A 24,094-nucleotide genomic window follows, 5' to 3' on the forward strand; every position below is an offset into this window, starting at 1 on the left:
ATTCCCATTGAAATCGGACCCAAACCGCCTTGTCCGGTTAGTGTAATCGCAGCCGCTTCTGTTCCCGTACCAGTGGAACTGATTTCACTACTACGCAGATTAATACCCACATTGTAGTTTTCACTTCCGTCTCCTCCCCCCGTTCCATTGAGTGAGATATCCCCCATGACACTCGTAATCGTCGCCCCGGAGATCCCGATACCGTAATTAAATGAATCGCCGGCTCCCCCCTGTCCAATCAGAGTGATTGTGCCGGCATCAGTACCGACTGAGGTGGAACTGATAAAGGCGTCTCCGCGAAGCCCCACACCATAATTGGAACTCGTATTTGCCTGATCTCCCCCACTTCCATCCAGCAGAATTGTCCCGGTACCCGTTGAAGAAATCGTCGCGCCGTTGACGTCAATCCCGTCGAAGCTTTCGAGAATGCCCCCACCCGCATGGGCAATTAAACTGATCCCGCCATCCACTGTCGTAAGACTGCTGCCTGTCGTGAGCAAAAGATTTCGGCTCGCTGTCAGCGAGATCGCCCCCGAAGTCGCACTGATACCGCTTTCAACAGTAATCGTCCGCGCATCAACAGTCAGCGCATGGGCTCCCATCGCAATCGTATTCGCCTGGAAGGCAACATCATCATCACTGTCACCACCAATTGTCAGATCACCGGCATTCAGGCTGTCCAGCCCCAGAATGCTGATCGAATCAGAGCCGCTCCCACTGTCAGTCTTGACCGTCACGGTTCCGCTGCCTGCAAAAGTCACCGCCGCCCCCAAAGTAGAATCGATCAGTGACAACCCGTCATCCGCGGTTCCATCATCGGATACGGTAACGGTCTCCCCCGCTCCCAGGAAGTCGAACCCCCGATTCGTCACAGACAACTGATCGACCAGCGATCCCACGCCGGTATACTGAATCACTTGACCATCAATATTGACCGTACCGGCAGTCTCGCTGCTCAAGGAGTGAGTCACTGTGGTAAAAGAACCAGCATAACTGCCCGGTTCGAGAATGATTTCCCCCCCGTCAACGTCTCCATCGAAATTGATATTCCCCAGGAGGAAAGGCAGCCCGTTACTCAAATCGATAGTGAGTGTGTCGACGCCTGCACCACCGTTGATATTGAATTCAGTATAATCGGTCAGCAGTCCGGAATAGACGAGCGTCGTATCGTTCCACAACTCAAGTGTGACTCCATCGGCATTCAGTTGGAGCAGAAAATCATCTGCAGTTGCAGTTCCACTAAAAGAAATACTGTCGCTGGCGTTGATCGTCGCAATACCCTGGGAGTCTGCCAGTGAAACATTCAGTCCGCCAGCCTGCAAATTACTCAGATTGACCAGCAGGTTCTCCGCAGATTCAACCTCACTGTCATCGGTCAGCGTGACGGAAATGGTCTGGGTTTCTCCTGCTGTTCCGGTAAAGGTGAGGGTGCCAGATCCACTTAAGTAGTCGCTGCCTGCCACCGCAGTTCCATCGGCTGTCGACCAGTCAACGCTCACGCCTCCCAGCACTTCCTGATCGAGAGTAACCGTGAAGACAGCAGTCCCTGCCTCTTCATTTACTGTCACATCATCAATCGAAAGCGTTGCTGCATCATTATCGCTGAGAGTCCCGGTTCCGGTATCATTCAGAATGATCACGCGCGACTCATCGGTTTCACCGTTAAAACGGGGGTCCGACAAGATGACCTGGAACTGCTCATCACCTTCCACAACAGAATCATCGGTCAGTGTGTAGGTGATGGTTTTCGATGTTTCTCCGGGGTAGAAGTAAACAGTAACATCACTCAAATCAACAAAGTCAGCGCTGTCCGTAGTCCCCATCTGTAGAGATGCCGTAACCGAAATCGGTTTTGATGCTTCATGGTCCAGGGTCACTTCGAATGAGATCGCTCCCCCCTCAGACTGAATCGCATCAGAAATACTGATCCCGGCCTGGTCGTCATCCAGAATGGAAAATTCAGCCCCCTGAAAACTTATGTTACCTGTGCCGGAATATTGAATGTCATTGAGAGTTACATAGAGTTTCTCGTCATATTCTACAATATCATCGTTTGTCAGCTGCAGCGTCAGATACTGTTTCTCGTTGGCAGTTCCAGTAAATTCGACTACTCCACTGTAGGATTCAAAGTCGTCATTATCAGTAGCACTGTCGGGGCCCGCGATGCCCAGCAGTGAGCCGGATACATCCAGCCCGACAGTCACTCCGGAATCCAGTTGCTTTGTATTGGTCAACTCAATCGTCAAAGTACCGTCGTTTTCATTGAACATTGTCTGTGTCACGATAATGTCAGAGGCGTTTTCAATTTCAGCCTCAATAACAGAGACCGAATTGATCCAGTCGGCAAAGGAGCCGGAAGGATAATTGCCGAAATCCCCGTTTGCTCTTGAAGTATTGTATTCGCCAACCAGACTGATCAGGTCTCGATAATTTAACTTACCATCCTTGTTGTAATCCAGTTGCCAGATTTCATCATTATCCTCTGTATCTTGTGCCGAATCTCCTGCGTAATCTTTCAGCACTAAATTGTATCTGGCTACAAACCTGATGAGATCTCTGTAATTGACAATCCCGTCATCATTAATGTCATAAATGTTAGGATGGATCAGGAACTCGGCTGCATCTCCCTCCTGGTAATGTGCACCACCACTGGTCGGGTCGAGTGTCATATCGGAATCATTCACGATGCTGTGAATCGTCAGACCAAAATCGGGATTCTGTGGTACCAGACTCCGCAACAGTTGTCCTGAATTCTCGGGATCGACAGTCGTATTAACCGTCATCTGAACTTCATCTCCTTCAAGCGCCTCAAACTTGACTCGGGCAAACAGCAGATGCGCGCTGACACCCAGTCCAGAAGCACTTGTGGAGGCCGAGATATGCTGCACGATCCCTTGCGAATCGTCAATCACAGACTTCTGATTCAGACTGAAGGCTTCACCAAATTCGACCTGAGTGGCTGATGTGACGCCGTGATTCAGATAAGTTAAATCCACGTCAGCCGACTTAATCCCCGGCGTACCTGCATCAAATGTGTAAGGTGTGCTTAACCAGATCTCAACCCAATACCCCTGCCACTCTTGCAGGTTCAGTTCACTGTCGGGTAATTCAGCGATTTCTCCATTCGTTCCCTGAGGGGTATTCGTGGGATCCAGAACCACGCGCAGTTCTACCCGGACTTCGGCTCCCTCTTCGGAATCGTTAACAATCTGCACCGCATAATCTTCACTTAAACTCGATGCCGCATTACCAGAGGCATCCTCAGTAGTCGCATTGAATGTGTACGTCGCGGGACTGGCTGTCGTTCCTGCAGCTAATGTCTGATTGTAAGCAAGCGTCCAGTTACCTTCTGAGTCCGAAGTAGTCGCCCCGATCGACACCGGAACTGCCAGATCGGTCCGAAAGACTTCAACCGTACTGTTCGCTTCCGCGGTCCCCTTAAGTGTCAGCTCCTGATCACGAGTAATATGATTAGTCCCATCGATGCCGATATCATCGATCACACCAGTGATCACGGGGGCCTCTGACACATTATCGACGGTGACAGTAAACTCAGCAGACGATGGACTCTGATGGCCGACGACGTCAGTCATTTTCGCATAAAAGACGTACTCACCACTCCCGGCAACGGTATGCTCCAGACTCCATTGCCTGGAGGCATTCGCAGTGACGGTCGCCAGCGGCGTCTCACCCAGGTAAACCGTGACCGCTGAATTCGCCTCAGCATATCCTGCAAGCGTAAAGGTTTCCTCGTTAGTAAGCCGATCCCCCTGCAGCCCGGAGTCACCTGCTGTCAATCCGGTGATCGTCGGAGTCTCTCCCGTCAGGTCAACGGATACATCATATTCAGCAGACTCAGATCCCAGGTTTCCGGCAACGTCTGTCGCGGTCGCATAAAAAGAATAGTCGCCTTCAGACAGATAGCTGCTTTTAATCGTTGTCCAGTTTCCAAAAGCATCTGCGACAGCTGTCTTGACCACCGAATCAGTATCTGATCGGCGAACCTTAACAGTACTGCCTGCTTCCGCAGTCCCGTAAAATGACAGTTGCTGTTCCGTCGTAATACCATCACTGTCACTGAGCCCTGTATCTTCAACGATACCGACAATCACAGGTGCCAGCGGTGCGACAAAGTCGATGGTATATTCTTGCCCGCTCTCATAAGTCCCGTTTCCAGCACCCGTCCCTCCCAGGGGATTTCCATAGATGTCGACAATGGAGTCATCGTCAACCACATCCAGGCGCAGTGTCCCTGATTCAACTCCGGTGTCAGTGCCAGTGTTAACTGTGACTTGCGTATAAGCAGCGGTATGATTCACGCTTTCGATTGAGACCTGATCGAGATTTCCGGTTGTGGTCAGCACGAAATCATACTGATCAACGCCGGAAACCTGTTCAGAATAATATACCCGAAAGACGACCGTGTCGGCGTTGTTCACGGCAGCATCGAACCGGACGACGGAAGTCACCAGAGGATCCGATGAATTAGCCGTCAGAACCACATCGTTTCCGTCACCGCCGACATAACTGATCCGGAAACGGGTACTTCCAAAGACGACATCCGCCCCTTCAGGCAGTCCACTGAAGGTACCGACAAACGGTGCCCCGGACTCGTTTCTGATAATGGTATAGCTGGTGTTGTCACCAGGAACAAAACTATCGAAGACAACTTCCAGGGTCGTATTACTCAGATCAATCGCATCGGTCATCGTATACTGATCGTAGCCGCTGCCCGGAGCCGTTCCGTTAATCGCTACCCGAAATGCAGAGCCGGGCTCGAACGAAACATTGGTGGAAGGGTCCAGCGTGAGACGATTCATTCCCTGCACGCTGTCATAGAATTGAACCTGCGGCGCGGTGAACGTCACAGCCGACTCAATGAAGACATCATTTTGAAACTGCAGTTGATGACCGGAATTCACATTCAGATCCGCATTCACAACCGTCGAGCCATCCCCGGCAGTCGTTACGTTCCCGATTCCGGTTATACCACCTACCTCACCATTGAAGGTCACCGTCCCCTGGTTCGTGGTATTGACGGTCAGGCTGGCTCCTTCAGGATCGGTAAACAGGGCTTCGTATCGAAACGATCTTTGGGTGATACCATCCTCAGTCACCTCTACAGGCAGAATTTCACCAATGGTACCAGCCCCGTTTTCAATCCCTGTCCTGTGGTAGAATTTAATATTTCCTACGGTTGAATTATTGTAAAGTGCCTCTTTGTAATGAACTTCGATTTTATTGGTTTTTTCATAGAGTCGGATCTGAAAACTGACGGGAGCAGCTTTATCAAAATTGACGCTACCAGTATTAATTTTCAAATGATTGACATTGTCATACTGGATCACAAACACGCGTTCGCCGGGATCGCCCAGTGTTTGGTAGTAAATCTCTCCATCATCAGCCCCGGGATCCAGGATACTCCACCATCCCGCGATCAAATTATTCGGTGGATCAGTAGACGGAATCTCGGTTGTATTCACATTAAAAGATTGTCCGCCTGTAAAAGTGACAAAGCCGCCTGCATTAACATAAAGACCCGAGTACGAATTTTCGAAAAACCGAAAATCAAAACCGAGTTCAAGTAAGCCCGATTCTGCCTGTAAATTTTGAAGCACCAACCCTAGCGGAACGCCGGTGCTCTTGATGTCATCCCAGGTATAGTCGATCTCAGTTAAGTCGTAAGAATCGGTACCAGCTTCTTCCCAGGTATTTACGGTCCCATTAAAAGTAACATTTTCGCCATTGAGGGCTAAATCCAACCCCAATGAAACTGTACCGTCATAGGTCTGATCCCCAGTCGTCGTTATCGTATCAGCCTTAAGATTAATTTCCTCTGCGGTCAAATGCAGCCCTTGCAGAGAAAGGTTATCAAAAACAGTGATCGTATCATTCCCACCCCCGGTATTGATGTGAATCTGGTTCTGTTTAAAGCCAATGACCTGCTCGTCATGATAAATATAATAAGTTACAACCCCATCGACATCATACGAATAAATCCTGAGGTCATCATCGCTGCTGCCGGTCTGAAGAGTGACTTCCGAATCAGTACCATTCAACTGCAGATCGAGATCATCGATCTGCTCTACACTTTCTGACTGAACCGTAATGGTTGTTCCACTGGTCGTCAGAGTGGAGACGGTATTGAAATTTTCATCGACCGCATGAGTAATCTGATCAGGATCACCAAGGAATTTCAGAATATCATTTCCACTTCCACCACGCAGACGAATCTGTGCGGAGAGACTTGAGTCGAGAATAATCTCATCATCGCCGAGTCCGGCGTCAATTAAGATTTCGCCTTCTGTATCCAGATTCAGATCGATCGTATATGCCTCAAATAAAGGCTCATTGGTATCTGTATATTGTTGGGTTTTGGCGGAATCAGAATAAGGAATAACCATCACACTGACGGTATCCGCGTCAATCTGGGTGAGAGTAATCCGATCATGCCCTCCCGTTCCGGTCACATATGCGAGATCCGGGATACCATCTCCGTCATTCTGCCCATTATTATCTTTCAAACCAATCTCAGGATCGTTCGCGATCTGTAAATAATTATTCGGTTCTGTGACCTTTTCTCCATCCTGTCGTTGTGTGAGATCGTATCGAATCACCTCGTAGGGATCTTCGCTATATTTGGCATACTGAGTGATCACACCACCATATGACAGGGGACTCGTCGTATGAAAGATGCTGAATGTGTGAAACGCTTCATGTGTCGCTGTGAAGGCCAGGCGATTTACCAGATTTTGATTGAATTCATCGGTACCCACAGTTCCACTGGTAAAGTCAAAAATTGTATCTGCGAATACGACTGCTGCTTCATCTTGAAAATTCCCCTGCTGGTATTCACCCTCGACATTTTGCTTCTCTAAATCAGCAGCAGCAGCGAGCCCGTACAGAAGTTCGTTATTTGACTCAACCCGGGAGGAGCCGACTGAGCCCCCGTCAAACCTGGGAGATGTGACCTCTGTTAAATAGACATAAGCATCGTATCTCCCTGTATCAGCAGTAGAATCACCTGATTTTTTCATTGTCGCCTGAGCATCACTCAAGCTGCTGGAAGAGGCAATTTGAACATCAATATCAAAGGGCTCGAGTGACTGTCGAACTAGTGCAATCACCGCATTCCCTAATGCAATCAGATCGTCATCATTAACATCATTAACTCCATCAAAGTCATAGTTCAGACTCCGGAAATTAAGGATATCAGAATTTTGCAATCTATCAGAAACACTATAATCAACACCCGATGGCCCATAGTTATTTAGATCGGGCCCGGTTCCCCGAAAATTACTTCCGTTACCATTGTTGTTACTTTGATCGATTTTTTTGAGGTCAAGCACCGTTGTCTGCATTACCTCGTCTGCAAACCCTTCGCCGAAGTCGAGGAAGATTGTCGTCGTCAGCATGACGCGGTCCTCCAGGGGGTCCACGGTTCGCATGCTGTTCTGTTGGGCCGCCTCCCACCGCTTCCGCATCGCTCTGCGAGCGCGGGAATTGTAACGGGGGCGTCGACGAATCCGGGAAACAAGACTGCTCAACCAGTTCGAAATCAGCACGGCGAACTCCTCTCAACCGAATGAAATTCTGATGTTGTTGTCTACTTTAGAAATGAATTGCAAAGGTGGGTTTCATAGCAAAGATGTAACTCACTGCAGTTCACTGGCAACAGAGATGACATGTATACATTAAATATCCATACCCATTCGGAATATCTATACAATTATTTCATTTGACGAAATATTCACGAAATAGAAATATTCGTCCGTACATTAGTCAAGCTAGAGAAAATAGACGCCTGTATCTAATAGTCAGCTCTCTCTAATTAGCTAATGCCATCTTCTCACTTCCTGACGTTTTCCAGATTTTCCTGTGACTGTGCGTCGGGTTCGCCCTCACAAAGGTGATCTAGCTACCGACAGAGGGTCTGTCATCGATCAAAACTGGAACTGAGAGGGCTTACTGATGAAACTCAAATCCAACTTCACCTGTGCTGCACTGCGTTTGATTCCGGAACTGCTCCAGGGACTGGTCAAACAGAAACAAAGACGCGCATCCCGGGCAGCCACCCAGTGCAGACAACCCGCAGCCTGTTTGATTGAATCCCTCGAAGACCGCAGGCTGCTCACAGCCGCCTTTGCTGAATTCATCGACCCCAATCCGAGCCTAGACAATGGTTTTGGTGACTCGGTTGTCCCCCTCAGCACCGGCAATGTCGTGATCACAGCTCCCTGGGATGATGCAGGGGGAGAAGACGCCGGCGCGGTTTATCTGTTCGATGGCTCTACCGGAAACCTGATCAGTACCCTCATCGGCTCGACTGAAGACGATCGCCTCGGTTTGAGTGGAGTGACGGCCCTCGCGACAGGCAATTTTGTCATCTGCAGTCCCTACTGGGACAACGGCTCCTGGGACGATGCAGGAGCGGTTACCTTTGGAAACGGAAATACCGGGATCAGCGGAACGGTTTCCTCTTCGAACAGTCTGGTGGGAACCTACTACAATGATTATCTGGGGCGCATCAACTATAGCGAAGACATCAGCGCTGTAACCGCCCTCCCGAACGGGAACTATGTCGTCAGCAGCCCTAACTGGGACAATGCCGCTGAACAGGATGCCGGCGCTGTTACATTTGGGAATGGACACACAGGGGTCACAGGTTCCATCACGGCCAGTAACAGTCTGATCGGCACCTCCAGCTATGATGCCGTAGGCGTTACCGGAGTAACTCTCCTCGATAACGGAAACTATGTGGTCAGCGTCCCCAACTGGGACCAGATCAGAATCGAAGAGGGAGGCTATGTCCAGCGTACCAGAGATGTCGGTGCAGTAACCTGGGGCAGTCAATCCACCGGAGTCACAGGGATCATCTCATCCTCAAACAGCCTGGTGGGATCACAGACAGATGATTACGTGGGCGGTATGTTTCTCGGTAATTCGGGGGTGACCGTGCTCCCGAATGGCAATTATGTCGTCAGTAGTCCCTATTGGAATAATGGAACCGCAACACAGGCTGGCGCAGTCACATTTGGTAACGGCAATTCGGGTATAACCGGCGTCGTATCCGTCAATAACAGTCTGGTCGGATCTTCGACCTCGGACCATGTAGGCAGTATTGAATCTGTCTACCGTGTCAGTACTGAAACAAGCATCACAGTCTTATCCAACGGAAACTATATTGTCTCCAGTCCCTACTGGGACAACGGTTCGGTCCTGAATGCCGGAGCAGTCACCTTCGCCAGTGGAACAGCAGGCATCAGCGGAGTGATTTCCTCAACCAACAGCCTGGTCGGTTCTTCAACAAATGACGAAATTGGCGGCTGGTCCCGGGGGGGCATGCGTAGTATTACCGAGCTCAGCAATGGAAATTTTGTAATCAGCAGCCCTGACTGGGATCATGGCTCCGCAACCGATGCGGGTGCCGTCACGTTCGGTAATGGAACGACTGGCATCACAGGAGTCCTCTCCTCAGCCAACAGTCTGGTGGGCTCCTCCAGCGACGACCAGGTCGGGTTATTTGATTACTATGGACTCTCGTTCGTTACCACGTTGACTAACGGCAATTACGTCGTCAGCAGCCCGTTCTGGGATAATGGCGATCTGAGCGACGCAGGTGCTGTCACCTTTGGTAACGGCACCACAGGCACCACTGGCGTAATCACTTCTGCCAACAGCCTGGTCGGTTCCACCAGTGATGACAGGCTGGGATATACTAATTCACGAGGGATCTCTGCCGTGACGCCGCTTTCGAACGGTAACTATGTTGTCAGCAGTCCGGACTGGGACAATGGCACCAACCAGGATGCGGGCGCATTCACTTTTGGAAACGGCATCAGTGGAACCAGCGGTACCATTAATGCATCCAACAGCCTCGTTGGTACCAGCGCAAAAGATGAACTCGGAAGTATGGATATTGAGCAGACTTCTGCCGTCACGGCCCTGCCCAATGGTAACTATGTTCTCACCAGCCCCTCCTGGGATAACGGTGATCTCTACAACGCGGGTGCAGTCACGTTCGGTGATGGAACTACGGGTGTAACCGGAGTGATTTCAGCTGCGAACAGCCTGATCGGAACAATAGATAATGATCGACTGGGATATTCCGGAGTTACGGTGCTTACCAACGGCAATTATGTCATCACCAGTCCCTTCTGGAACAACCCGAACGGAGAGTACGGCATCGCTTATGCTGCCGGTGCCGTCACGTTTGCTAATGGCAGCACCGGTATTACAGGAACGATCTCAGAAAGCAACAGCCTGGTCGGTACCGACAGCGACGACATTGTAGGCGGCACGAATTATGAGGGCTTTACCGGAGTCATCCCTCTAACCAATGGAAATTACGTCGTCAGTTCACGGAACTGGTCGGTTGGTTTAGAGGCAAATGCAGGTGCAGTCACTTTCGGCAACGGCACAACCGGGGTCCAGGGACCAGTCTCCTCTGAAAACAGTCTGATTGGTGCTCAGATAGGTGACCTTGTCGGAGACATCAGCTTCACCGGTTTTAACAGTGTGCACGCTCTCCCAAACGGAAACTACGTTGTAATGGCCAGCTACTGGGATAACGGCACGATTGAGGACGCAGGAGCGATTACATTAGGCAATGGGTCAACAGGCACGAGTGGCGTTATCTCAGCCAATAACAGTCTTGTGGGATCGTCTCATTATGATCACCTCGGCATCAACGATCCTGAAGGATCCTATGAACTGACAATTCTCGACAACAGTAATTTTCTGGTGACCAGCCCTGGATGGGATGCGGGGGCAAACTACAACCTTGCAGCAGTGACCTTTGGCAATGGAACCACCGGACTCAACGGTCCTCTCTCTGCAAATAACAGCGTCTCGGGTCAGAATTCGAGGACCGAGCTTCCCCAGATCGTACTGGATGCAGTCAATAATGCGTTCTACATTTCTTATTCGGATCAGGGAAAGGTCTATGCGGGATCGCAGGGAACGGGACTGGTTCAAACCAGCATCGATGAAATCTCTGATCTCAGTATCGATAAAAATGCAGCACAACAGACAGTCAACCTTACAGGTATCACAGCAGGTGGTGCGGCAACGAACCCCAGGCGGGTTACTGCAACCAGCAATCACCCGGCACTGATTCCCGATCCGACCGTAATTTATAACACGCCTGCGGAAACAGGCAGCCTGACGTTCACACCTGTAGCAGACCAGAGTGGTGTCGCCATCATCACCGTAACTGTCGAAGATGGTGGACTTGATGGTGATCTGGATACCCAGGAGGATAATGGATTCTTTCAGCGCACTTTCAATGTATTTGTTGACTACTCTGGAGAATCAGTATCTGCTGAAATCAACCTGCAGGTTGTCAGCTCCCCGACAGAAATCAACGCGAATGGTACCGCCTCGGATATACCTGATCACCAGTCAGACGTCTTGGAATGGTCCTCATTCTGGGTGGAACTCTGGGTGAATACGAATGACAATTTCAGCCAGGGTATCTTCTCCACGAGTCTCGACCTGAACTATCAGAGTGCCTATACGACGGCAACCGCCATCGAGTTCGGGCCTGCCTTTTCCCTGAATCAGAGCGGCACCATTGACGATGCCTCCGGGAGCATCACCGGTCTGTCTGCAGAGACAGCTCAGACCGATCTGGGAGTTTCCGAGCACCTGCTCTTTGCCCGCATCAGATTTGAATCGCTGGCCGAAGATGGAGTCGACCTGGATCTGGACCAGCAGCAGATCGGTCCCCATGACCTGGAGCTCGCTTTTACCTCTGCAGAAGTCGGTCTCGTCTCCGGTTTACCGGTCACGGTCAGCGGTAGCACGCTGCAGACAACCAGTATCTGGGCGAATCCTTATGACCTCAATGACGATGATGCCATCAATTTTCGTGACCTGCTCCTGTTCGCCAGCGTTTATGGCGAGACACCCAGCCAGTCGCAATCCGTCTATGCCTGGTTCGCAGATCTGAATCAGAACGATCGTGTTGAATTCAAAGACTTGCTCCTGTTCGCCAGCAATTACGGCAAACGCAAACTTGAATCGCCCGCGATCATTTATCCCCTCAATTATCCGGACGCGTGGAACAATCAGTTGAGACTTGCCGCAGCTGTTCCTGCATCACAAAATCCCACTCCTTTATCTCAGACCGCAGCGGAAGAGATGCTGCAGACAGCTAAAACAGATCTCACATCTCAACTCTCTCCAGAAGATCAGCTGCAACTGGACGCGATTCAGGTCCAGGTCGTTGATCTCCAGGGAGCTGTGCTGGGACGTGCAGCCGAGAATACGATCTACCTCGACGCCACCGCTGCGGGTCAGGGCTGGTTCATCGATCCGACACCTCGTGATCATAGTGAATTTCAGCAAACAGACGACTTATCCTTAGTCGCTCTGCCGGACAGCGACGCAGACGGTCAGGTCGATCTCTGGACAGTCATCCGCCACGAGCTCCAGCACCTGTTGGGATACGAACATCAGGAACAGGGCCTGCTGGAAAGCACGCTCCAACCGGGAGTCCGTAAACTGACCGAATGGGAACAGGACGCCGACCTCTATTTCGCCTCCCTGCAGGCAGAAACGGAACTCAGTCCGTTTTAATCCGCAACGGTTTCAATGTGCTGTGACTGATATTCCCGACACTGCTCCATGAGCTGGTTGGTCAGATAGATCACCTCAACCACATCCATGGTCGTCGCCGCATCTCGTAACTGGCCGGCCGCCGCAGCCACTTCAGGCAAGTTCTGCTCTTTTGCCAGTGTGTGAACTTCATCTGCGAGGTCCGCGAGTCCGTCAAAGTCCTGCCTGTCTATCATCTGCCCCAGTCCGTCCATGGTCTGACCCAGCCGCAACGCCGCTTCCGAAGAAATCGCGGGCTCTTGTGCTTCAGATCCCTGTGAATCGGGCGTCTGTCCAACAGGCGCCGGTTCCCGCGCGACTGGTTCGCTGAAGTCCATATCCCGGGGAACGAGGTCCCACCGCGAAACCTGGTTACGCCCGCCCCGTTTGGCGGCATACAGGCACTTGTCGGCTTCGTCCAGCAGGTCCTGGGCGTTCTCTGCCCCCAGGCTGACGGCAGTCGCACCAAAACTGGAGGTCACCTTCAGTTCTTCGAATTCAAGACGCTCGACTGCCCGGCGGTACTCCTCGGCCACCTGGGCGGTCTGATCAATGTCATGTCCCGGCAGGAGAATACAGAACTCTTCTCCCCCATACCGGCAGAGTACACCCGGCGCCGTGACCAACTCCATCAGCGTTGCACCAATTCCTTTCAATACCAGGTCACCGGTTGAGTGCCCATGATTGTCATTGATCGACTTGAAATGATCGATATCCAGTAATACGCATCCCAATGGTGTCCCCTGCTCTTTTGCTTCTGCCCAGAGGGTCTCCATCTGTTCGTAGAACGAACGTCGATTCAGGCAGGATGTCAGCGGATCGCGTGTCGCCAGGTATTCCAGTTCCTGGTTTTTCTGCTGAATTTCTTCTCGCGATTCGTGCAGTGCCTGCAGCATCTTGCGTAACTCTGATTTCTTTTTCTCCAGTTCGGTCACATCTTCAAAACTGACCAGCACTCCCCGTGATCTGCCTTCATCGTCCTGCACCGGTGCGCAACTGACAACAAAACAGTCAGCGACAGTCGTATTGCTTTCCAGTGACAGTGTAATCCCCTTATGGGTCTCCCCATCTGTTAAGACGCGCGTCCAGGGTAGTATATTTTCCGATTCATCCTCAGTCTCGCTCTGAATCATCCACGGCAGTTTGCCAACCGGTTGCCCCTGCAGCTGTTCGGGCGTGGTCCGTAGTGCGCGTGCAATCGTTTTATTCGCCAGGACAATCTGCTCTTTCGTATCCAGAATCAACAGGCCACCGGCCAGCGTATCTAATGCTTCCTGCACCCGTCCCGGAATCACCCGGGACGGGTTCAGCGACTGCAGGGTTTTCCGCAGAAAGAGAGCGAACAGCAGAAAACAGCATCCAACAACAAAAACGATATATCGCGTCATCGGTCTGTACCACAATGACTGCAGGCTCCCGTGTTGAATCGGATAATAAATCTCCAGTTGTCCCCAGGGCAGATTCTGCTCCCGCAGTTCGATGCGAACCTGGTTGAACTTGCTGGCGAGATCAGCATCGGTCAGATTGACTGTCGGCCCTGCGTGTAGAAAGACCTCTCCATCCTGCTTTCTGAGCACGGCACTGCTGATATCGGGATTATGTTTTACGACCGCTGCGAGATAGTCTTGTAGTGCTTCAGAATTTCTCTGGGTCAGAAACAGCGAACTGCTGACCGCGAGTGCCTCACAATAGCGGGCCCGGTCTTCCATCTGCAAACGCGACAGGTTCGGAGCCAGATTCAAGCTGCAGGCGATCAGCATCGTACTCAGCGTGAGTATGACCAGTCCTGTGACAATTCGAAAAGTGACTGAAACACGCATTAGAGCAACTCACTTTCGTTAACGGGAGCGGAGGCTTCGGCCTGCTCGATAATACTCTGCAGAGAATCTCCTCCCTCTTCACAATCCTCACCAAACTGGTCAAGCACCGCAATCGGGTCCATAAATCGCCAGGTCGGCAAACTGCTGGCCAGCCCTGCCATCAGATAGCCCCCCTGTAACAGCCAGATCAACAACCCGGATGAAACCGTCGTCGTGACCACCGCCGCGGCACTGATCAGTCGCTGTTCAGAATCAGTCGTCAGGTTTACCTGTTCCTGAATGTCCTCGTAGCGGGTACTCACCAGTTCAGAATAGACCACACTCGCCGTATTGACTTCCAGCCTGTGTGTCACTGGATCGAAGGATGCCTGTAGCAGCGCCATCCGCGTCGTATGCCAGCCTCCGGCCTCGTAGCCAAAATCCGTAACCAGATTGCTGGTCGAAGTCACAATAGAAAAGTCGGGCAGAATGCCGCCCGGTGTACCGGTATCAGCAGGAGAGCCATTACTGAAAAATGCACTGCTATCAATTTGTGTCTCCCGGCCCCGTTCTGCGAACAGATCCCCCTCTCCTGCAGGGAGTTCAGAAAAGATGATATCTTCATTCCCGGAACCGGTGCCTGAGCCGTCTCCCGCTCCCCCTGTGTCCGTCGTATTATCGGGTGGATCAGTCTGACTGGGATCATCAGAATTGTCTGGATCGTCTGACTGATCCGGATTGGATGGGAAGAGCTGATTTACCTGATCCACGATCACCGTCAGTATCTGTGTCGCGGTTCCCCCCAGGTCATCACTGACCTGCACTTCCACTTCAAAGACATTCCCCCCCAGCGGCGAATCGAGTTCTGCAGACGCTGCAAACGACAGTTCGCCTGTATTCGCGTCAATGTTAAACAGGTCCGCGTTCAGCCCCCCACTGACTGAGAAGGTCAGTATCTGAAGCCCCAGTTCGACATCGGTCGCTTCAATGGTCGCAACCGTCGACAGCACTCCGGAAAGCCGCAGGGTCGCACTCAGCCCCCCTCCACCGGAAGTGATCACCGGTGCGTCGTTGACCGCCGTTACATCAACAGTCATCCTGCTCGAAGTTAACGCTTCCAGACTGCCATCACTCACCACATAATCGAAGCTGGCATAAGCCACACCATTTCCGTTCTCCACAGGTATATAGGTCAAATCACCGGCATCAATGTCCGCGCGGCTGATGATCTGCCCCAGTGTCACATCCAGACCGGACAGCTGCAACATGCCTACCGCTGGCAGGGTACTGATTCGAATCCCCGCCAGGGGATCTCCATCGATGTCACTGAAATTGAAGTCCGCTGCAGTGAAGGTGTAAGGCGTATCTTCATCAGTAGTGACCGTGTTATCCAGAGCCGTCGGTGCATCATTCACTGCAGTCACATTCACCGTCATCGTACCTGGCAGTGATGCTTCCAGCGCACCATCATTGACCACAAACCCGAAGCTGGCATACCCCACGCCGTTGGCATCAGGCACCGGCACAAACGTGAGATTCCCCGCATCAATGTCGGCTCGGCTGATCACCTGGTTGAGTGTCACATCCAGACCCGACAACTGCAGCGTTCCCAAAGTAGCCAGGGCACTGATTCTGACACTGGCCAGAGAATCGCCGTCGATGTCGCTGAAATTGAAATCAGCGGCAGTAAAGACGTAAGCAGTATCCTCGCTGGTTGTCACCGTGTTATCAGCAGCCGTCGGTGCATCGTTGACCGGCGTCACATCGACCGTCAGTAAATTTCCCGGAGTCGATTCCAGTGCTCCGTCACTCACACTGAACGTAAAACTGGCATAGCTCGTTCCATTTGCATTCGCCGCTGGAACCAACACGAGGTTTCCCGCATCGATATCCGCCCGGCTGATCGCCTGATTCAATGTCACATCGACGCCCGACAGTTGTAACGCTCCTGACGTCACCAGAGAGGTAATCCTGACACTGGTCAGCGGGTCCCCATCCACATCGCTGAAGTTGAAGTCGGCAGCCGTGAAGATATACGGCGTGTCTTCATTGGTCGTCACCGTATTATCGGCCGCAGTGGGGGCATCGTTAACTGCGTTCACGTTGATCGTCATCGTACTCGCAGGTGACGAGTAAAGCGTACCATCGCCGACACTGAAACCGAAGCTGTCATATCCGGTCACACTGGCATTCGTGATCGGCGTAAACGTCAGGTTTCCCGCATCAATGTCGGCCCGACTGATCACCTGGTTCAGTGTCACATTCACGCCTGACAGTTGTAACGTCCCCACCGTCTCCAGTGCCGTGATCCGCACGCTGACCAGTGTATCCCCATCGATGTCACTGAAGTTGAAATCAGCCGCGGTAAACACATAAGGCACATCCTCACTGGTCGTCACGGTATTGTCTGACGAAGTCGGCGCATCATTGACCGGCGACACATCGACGGTCAGCGTATAGGTTCCGGTCGATTCAAACGTCCCATCGTTAACGGAATACCCGAAGCTGTCGTATCCGGTACCGCTGGCATTCAACCCAGGCGTAAATGTCAGATTGCCGGCGTCGATATCCGCCCGCGAAATCACCTGGTTCAAGCTCACATCCATGCCTGACAACTGCAGTGTGCCCACCGATTCCAGGGACGTGATGGTCACACTCGCCAGGCTATCGCCGTCCCCATCAATAAAGTTGAAGTCCGCAGCCGTGAACGTGTAAGCTGTCTCCTCGGCCGTCGTCACCGTATTGTCGGCAGCTGTCGGCGGCTCATTTACCGGTGTCACTGTAATCAGCATGGTCTGAGAATCGGAACCGCCATATCCGTCGCTCGCCGAGACGGTCACTTCATACACATTGTCAGTATTCGCGTCGACGGGGCTCTCGTAGTCAGGCGGGCTGATAAAGGCCAGCTCACCTGTCAGATTATCGATCGTAAACAACGCCGCGTCCGTTCCGCCACTGATGGAGTAGTTGATGGAATCCAGATCCGGATCGCTGGCAGCCACCGTGGTCACCGCAGTTGTATTTTCAGCGACATTCGCGACCGCCGCCGGTCCGCCGCCATCAGAGGTGATCATAGGCGGATTGTTAATCGTATAACTGATCTGCACATTATCGACGTACAAATACTCGACAAACAACAGTCCCAGCAGCCCGCCATCATAGCCGCTGTCGATCTGAATGCGGATCTGCGTATCAGCGGCTGCCCAGGCAGAGATGTCCCGGCTGTAGCTGCCCGTAAAGTCGGTCAGTACATCGAGCACCGTCCAGGAACTCCCGCCGTTATCTGAAATCTGTACCGAGAAAGAGTCGTTGGATTCGGTTCCTGAAGAAAGTGCATCGAACGACAGTGTCACATCGTGAGCCATCGACAGGTCGGCTTCGCGCGTCGCACTGTTATCTGCGCCACTCTCACCAACCATCCGCAGCGTGCCCCCCATCACCCGCACATCACCATTGCTCGGGCTCTGAGCACCGCCGGAACTGTCGTTTTCGACCCAGCTGCTACTCCAGTTCACGGTCCCATCATTGTTACTGTATGACTGGGTCCCGAACTGATCCAATATCATATTGCCCGGATCGGGCGTGATATCAACAGTCATCGTATATGTGGCCACCGAATTGACCGTGCCATCATTAACAGTGAACCCAAAATTGTCGTAAGCGGCACCGCTTGTATCCGCCACCGGAGTAAACGTCAGATTCCCGGCGTCCAGATCAGCCTTGCTGACAATCTGGTTCAATGTCACATCTACGCCTGCAAGCTGTAAGGCGCCCACCGTTTCCAGTGAAGTGATCTGAACGCTCGTCAGAGCATCTCCATCAATATCCACGAAGCCAAAATCAGCTGCCGTGAAAGTATGGACTGTATTTTCACCGGTGGTAACCGTATTGTCAGCCCCCGTCGGGGCGTCGTTCACAGGAGTCACATCCACCGTCAGCGTATATCCGCCAGCAGAATCAACGGTGCCATCATTCACTGTGAAAGTGAAACTGTCATACGCCGAACCACTGGCATTCGCCACTGGTGTAAACGTCAGGTTCCCCGCATCAATGTCGGCCCGACTGATCACCTGATTCGACGTCACATCAACGCCAGAAAGTTGTAACGCACCGACAGACTCCAGCGATGTGATCTGGATACTCGTCAGCGTATCCCCGTCCAAGTCATTAAAATTGAAGTCGGCTGCGGTGAAGGTGTATGCCGTATCTTCGCTTGTTGACACCGTATTATCAGCCGCCGAGGGCAGATCATTCACCGGTGTCACATCCACGGTCATGGTATATGATACAGCGGAATCGGCAGTACCGTCATTCACCGAGAAACCAAAGCTGTCATAACTGACACCGCTGGCATTCGCCACCGGCCTGAATGTGAGATTCCCTGCATCAATATCCGCCCGGCTGATCACCTGGTTCAGCGTCACATCCACGCCAGATAACTGCAGAGCCCCCACCGACTCCAGCGAACTGATTCTCATACTCGCCAGCGAATCCCCATCGATGTCGCTGAAATTGAAGTCAGCGGCCGTAAAGATATAAGGAGTATCTTCATTCGTGGAAACGGTATTATTCGCCGCCGTGGGTAGATCGTTAGCGGGAGTCACATCCACGGTCATCGTGTATGCAGTAGCGGAATCGGCAGTACCGTCTTTCACCGAGAAACCAAAGCTGTCATAACTGACGCCACTGGCATTCGCGACTGGCGTAAACGTCAGATTCCCCGCATCGATGTCTGCCCGGCTGATCACCTGGTTCAGCGACACATCCACGCCCGACAACTGTAAGGCTCCCACCGACTCCAGCAAAGTGATTCTCACGCTCGCCAGCGAATCCCCGTCCATATCATTAAAATTAAAGTCTGCTGCGGTGAAGGTAAAAGTTGTGTCTTCACTGGTCGTGACTGTGTTATCCGCCGCTGTAGGCAGATCATTGACGGAAGTCACATCCACGGTCATTGAGTACGCAGCAGCCGAATCGGCGGCACCATCATTTACAGTGAATCCAAAACTGTCATAACTGGTTCCACTGGCATTCGCGACCGGCGTAAACGTCAGGTTCCCCGCATCGATATCCGCCCGACTGATCACCTGATTCAGCGACACATCCACGCCGGATAACTGCAAGGCCCCCACCGACTCCAGCGATGTGATTCTCACACTCGCCAGTGGATCCCCGTCGATGTCATTGAAATTAAAATCAGCCGCATTGAAGACATAGGGCGTATCTTCATTGATGGTAACCGTGTTATCTGCTGCGGTGGGCAGATCGTTGACTGAGGTCACATCCACGGTCATCGTGTATGCAGCAGCGGAATCGGCAGTACCGTCATTCACCGAGAATCCAAAACTGTCATAACTGACACCACCGGCATTCGCGACTGGCGTAAACGTCAGATTCCCCGCATCGATGTCTGCCCGACTGACAACCTGGTTCAGAGTCACATCCACACCGGATAACTGCAGCGTCCCCACCGTCTCCAGCGAAGTGATCCTCACACTCGCCAGTGCATCGCCGTCGATGTCATTGAAATTAAAATCGGTAGCCGTGAAAACATACGTTATATCTTCAGCAGTAGTAACCGTGTTATCTGTAGCTGTGGGGAGATCGTTAACCGAGGTCACATCCACGGTCATGATATATGTCGCCACAGAATCCGTGGTACCGTCGTTCACTGAGAAACCAAAGCTGTCGTAACCTGAACCACTCGCGTTCGCTACGGGAGTAAACGTGAGATTACCCGCATCGATGTCGGCCCGACTGATCACCTGATTCAACGCCACGTCTACGCCGGATAACTGCAGCGCACCGACCGTCTCCAGTGTTGTGATTCTCACACTCGCCAGGGTATCACCGTCGATATCACTGAAATTAAAATCGACTGCCGTAAACGTATAGGTCGCATCCTCACTCACGGTAATCGTATTGTCGGCAGCGACAGGAGCATCGTTGGTTCCATTCACATCGACGGTCATCAGATAGGCGGACGCCGATTCCAGGGTGCCATCATTGACACGAAATTCGAAGTTATCATATCCGACGCCACTCACATTCGCCCCGGGTGTAAACGTGAGATTCCCGGCGTCGATGTCAGCTCGACTGATTACCTGGTTCAACGTCACATCCACGCCCGACAATTGCAGTTCACCCACACTTTCCAAAGCGGTGATCCGAACGCTCGCCAGTAAATCGCCGTCAATATCACTGAAATTGAAATCCGCGGCGGTGAAAGTATAAGGCGTATCTTCGCTGGTCGTCACTGTGCGATTTGCTGCCTGCGGACCATCATTCACCGGTGTGACATCAATAGTCATCGTGTAACTGGCGACCGAATTGACGGTGCCATCATTCACGCGAAAACCGAAGCTGTCGTAACTCACTCCATTGGCGTTCGCCACAGGTGAAAACGTCAGGTTTCCTGCATCAATGTCGGCCCGACTGATCACCTGGTTCAACGTCACATCCACGCCCGACAGCCGTAACGCACCGACAGACTCCAGCGAAGTAATCTGCACGTTCGCCAGTGAATCACCTTCGATGTCACTAAAGTTAAAGTCGGCGGCGGTGAAGACGTAGGACACATCTTCATTTGTCGTGACGGTATTATCCACAGCCGTCGGTGCATCGTTGACCGCAGTCACATCGACCGTCAGCGTAAAGGCAGCGACTGAATTCGCCGACCCATCATTAACTGTGAATCCAAAACTGTCGTAGCTCGTGCCACTCGCATTCGCTGCTGGCAAATAAGTCAGATTGCCGGCATCGATGTCAGCCCGACTGACCACTTGATTCAGCGTCACATCTACCCCCGAAAGCTGTAAGGCTCCCAGGGTTTCCAGGGTCGTGATTCGGACGCTTGCCAGTGTATCCCCATCAATGTCGCTGAAATTAAAATCCGCGGCAGTAAAGACATATGCGGTATCTTCATTCGTCGTCACCGTGTTATCCGCCGCTGTAGGGGCATCATTCACAGGCGTGATGTCAACCGTCATAGCATACCAGGAAACTGAGTCTGCAGTCCCGTCATTCACGGAAAATCCGAAGCTGGCATAACCTGCCCCGTTGGCATTCGCCACCGGGGTAAATGTGAGATTGCCCGCATCAATGTCGGCCCGGCTGATCACCTGGTTCAGCGTCACATCCACGCCCGAGAGTTGCAAAGCCCCCACCGTCTCCAGTGAAGTAATCTGCACGCTCGCCAGCGAATCTCCCTCGATGTCACTGAAATTAAAATCGACCGCCGTAAATGTGTAGGCGGTATCCTCACTCGTGCTCACGGTATTGTCAGCAGCCGTTGGAGCATCATTTACTGGAGTGACATCGACGGTCATCGTATTGGAGGGAGCAGAGTCCAGCGTCCCGTCATTCACAGTGAATCCGAAGCTGTCGTAACCCGTACCACTGGCATTCGCCACTGGTGAAAACGTGAGATTCCCCGCATCGATGTCAGCCCGGCTGATCACCTGGTTCAATGTCACATCCACACCCGACAATTGCAGAGATCCCACGATCTCCAGAGCGGTAATCCGGACACTCGCCAGGGGACTCCCTTCGATGTCGCTATAATTAAAGTCGGCTGCGGTGAACGTGTAAGGCGTATCCTCGCTGGTGGTCACCGAATTGTCAGCAGCCGTCGGTGCATCGTTGACCGCGGTCACATCCACCGTCATGGTGTTCGAGGGTGAGGATTCCAGTGCCCCGTCGTTCACAGTGAAACCAAAGCTGTCGTACCCCGAGCCACTGGCATTCGCGACCGGAGTAAATGTGAGATTCCCCGCATCAATGTCAGCCCGGCTGACGACCTGGTTCAATGTCACATCCACGCCTGACAGCTGCAGTGCCCCAACCGTCTCCAGTGCCGTAATACGTACGCTTGCCAGGGTGTCACCGTCGATATCACTGAAATTGAAGTCGGCTGCGGTAAATGTGTATGGCGTGTCCTCACTGGTCGTCACCGTATTATCTGCTGCGGCGGGTGTTTCGTTCACGGGAGTCACGGTCACCAGAATCGTCTGCGTATCACTGCCGCCAAACCCGTCGCTGGCCTCGACAATCACTTCATAAATGTTGTCGGTGTTGTTGTCGGTCGGACTTTCATAATCGGGAGCAGAGAGAAAGGCGAGTTCCCCCGTGACGTCATCGATCGTGAAACGACCCGCATCTGCGCCACCCGATATCGCATAGCTCGGTGTATCCAGGTTCCCATCGGTCGCGGTTACGGTCGTCACTGCCGTCGAGTTCTCGGCCACATTCACCACCGCCGCTGCCCCGCCACCATCAGAGGTGATCTCCGGTGCTTCGTTGACCGTGTAACTCACCTGCACATTGTCGATGTATAAATACTCGACAAACAGGATCCCCAGCAGCCCCCCATCGTAGCCAGATTCAATCTGGATACGGATCTGTGTATCTGCTGCCATGTAGGACGAAATATCCCGGCTATAGGCTCCGTTATAATCCGTCAGGGTATCCAGCACGGTCCAGGAACTCCCCCCATTATCGGAAATCTGGACTGAGAAGGTGTCACCAGCTTCGGTTCCGCTGGAGACCGCATCGAAAGAGAGAGTTGCATCGTGAGCCGTCGTAAGATCGACTTCACGGGTCACGCTGTTGTCAGCCCCGCTGTCGCCCACCATCCGCAGTTCACCACCGGTAATTCTGACATCACCCGTACTGGCGCTCTGAGCGCTTCCCGAATTATCGTACTCCACCCAGTTGCTGTTCCAGTTCTGGGTGCCGTCATTATTACCATAAGACTGACTGCCGAACTGGTCACGCACCGTCTCCGTTGCCAGCAGGCCCAGCCATTCATTCTGTACCAGGGATGAGAACACCACGTCGGTCTCCAGATCCCCCAGTTCATACTCCAGATCCCAGTCTCCCCCCAGGCTGGCTGCACCCGTATCATCTGAACTCGCGGCGATGTCGGCTCCCGTCAGTTCCTGAATCTGTCTCAGTAGTTCCTGACCGGAATCGGTGGCTGCCAGGTCACATCCGTAAAACAGCAGATCGGTTCCTGTAGAGAACGACGCACTCCAGCCGGTGATGGCTTCCGAAAAGCGATCGAGATTCTCCAGGCTCAACCAGGTCGCCCCCAGTTTGACCGACTGCGGCGTTCCATGCGAAACAAAATGGATTGCATCCACTTCAGAATAATTTTGTAACGCTTCACTGATCTGCAGGATCCCGTCCTGCTCACTGTCCAGTAGAATGATTTCGAGTTGACGCTGCTCGTCGTTCTGGGCCAGCAGGTCATCAATCAGCTGCTGGTAATGGTCGGTCGACTCATCGATAAATACGAGTTCCAGATCGCGATTCGCCTCGTCAAACGCATCGGACAGCCCGAACTCCTGCAGCAGGTCATCGACAGAGTCACTCAGAGTGGACGATTCTTCTGCAGGCACATCTGCAACCTGCATCGTTTCAGCACCATCAACGGATGGGGCGGGACTGACACTGGTTGTAGCACTGGTATCCGCATCCGCGGTCAGGCTCGGATCGATCACATCCACGGGCAAGGGAACCGCACTCAGCATCAGCAGCTCTTCGAGCTGGAATGCCTCCACAACGCCGCCTCGGGGGCGCGTTTCAATAGACCTTCTCGTCCAGTATGTAAAGGGGTTCCAACACACTTTTGAGGACCTTTTCGGGGACAGGATCCGGTTCACCTTGTCTCGATTCCAAACGAGAGGACGGGC

General features: G+C 52.5%; 4 protein-coding genes (1 of these 4 only partly in view). 1 reads left to right on the forward strand and 3 read right to left on the reverse strand.

All coding sequences use genetic code 11. The features are described 5' to 3' along the window. On the reverse strand, positions 1-7,565 hold the 5' end (the start) of the coding sequence (locus HG66A1_RS21000) for a Calx-beta domain-containing protein (protein WP_145188547.1). Its footprint begins 33,139 nt before the window's first position; 7,565 of the gene's 40,704 nt are visible here — the first part of the coding sequence; its start codon is at positions 7,563-7,565; its stop codon lies off the left edge, out of view. 406 nt (positions 7,566-7,971) lie between these two features. Here HG66A1_RS21000 and HG66A1_RS21005 point away from each other — a divergent pair, with 406 nt between their 5' ends. Beyond that, positions 7,972-12,582, forward strand: coding sequence for a hypothetical protein (locus HG66A1_RS21005; RefSeq protein WP_145188550.1), 4,611 nt, complete (start codon positions 7,972-7,974; stop codon positions 12,580-12,582). Here HG66A1_RS21005 and HG66A1_RS21010 read toward each other — a convergent pair. Beyond that, positions 12,579-14,420, reverse strand: coding sequence for a sensor domain-containing diguanylate cyclase (locus HG66A1_RS21010; protein WP_145188552.1), 1,842 nt, complete (start codon positions 14,418-14,420; stop codon positions 12,579-12,581). The genes HG66A1_RS21005 and HG66A1_RS21010 overlap by 4 nt on opposite strands. Further along, positions 14,420-23,962: an Ig-like domain-containing protein gene (locus tag HG66A1_RS21015; protein WP_145188555.1), complete on the reverse strand. Its 9,543-nt coding sequence runs from the start codon at positions 23,960-23,962 to the stop codon at positions 14,420-14,422. The genes HG66A1_RS21010 and HG66A1_RS21015 overlap by 1 nt, the downstream gene beginning before the upstream one ends. Positions 23,963-24,094 lie beyond the last annotated feature (132 nt).

Origin of the sequence: Gimesia chilikensis (assembly GCF_007744075.1) — a bacterium.
In the GTDB taxonomy this organism is placed as follows: Bacteria; Planctomycetota; Planctomycetia; order Planctomycetales; family Planctomycetaceae; genus Gimesia; species Gimesia chilikensis_A.

Coding starts and splice junctions, on each gene's coding strand:
- HG66A1_RS21005 (WP_145188550.1), top strand. CDS start 7,972: ATGAAACTCAAATCCAACTTCACCTGTGCTGCACTGCGTTTGATTCCG.
- HG66A1_RS21010 (WP_145188552.1), bottom strand. CDS start 14,420: ATGCGTGTTTCAGTCACTTTTCGAATTGTCACAGGACTGGTCATACTC.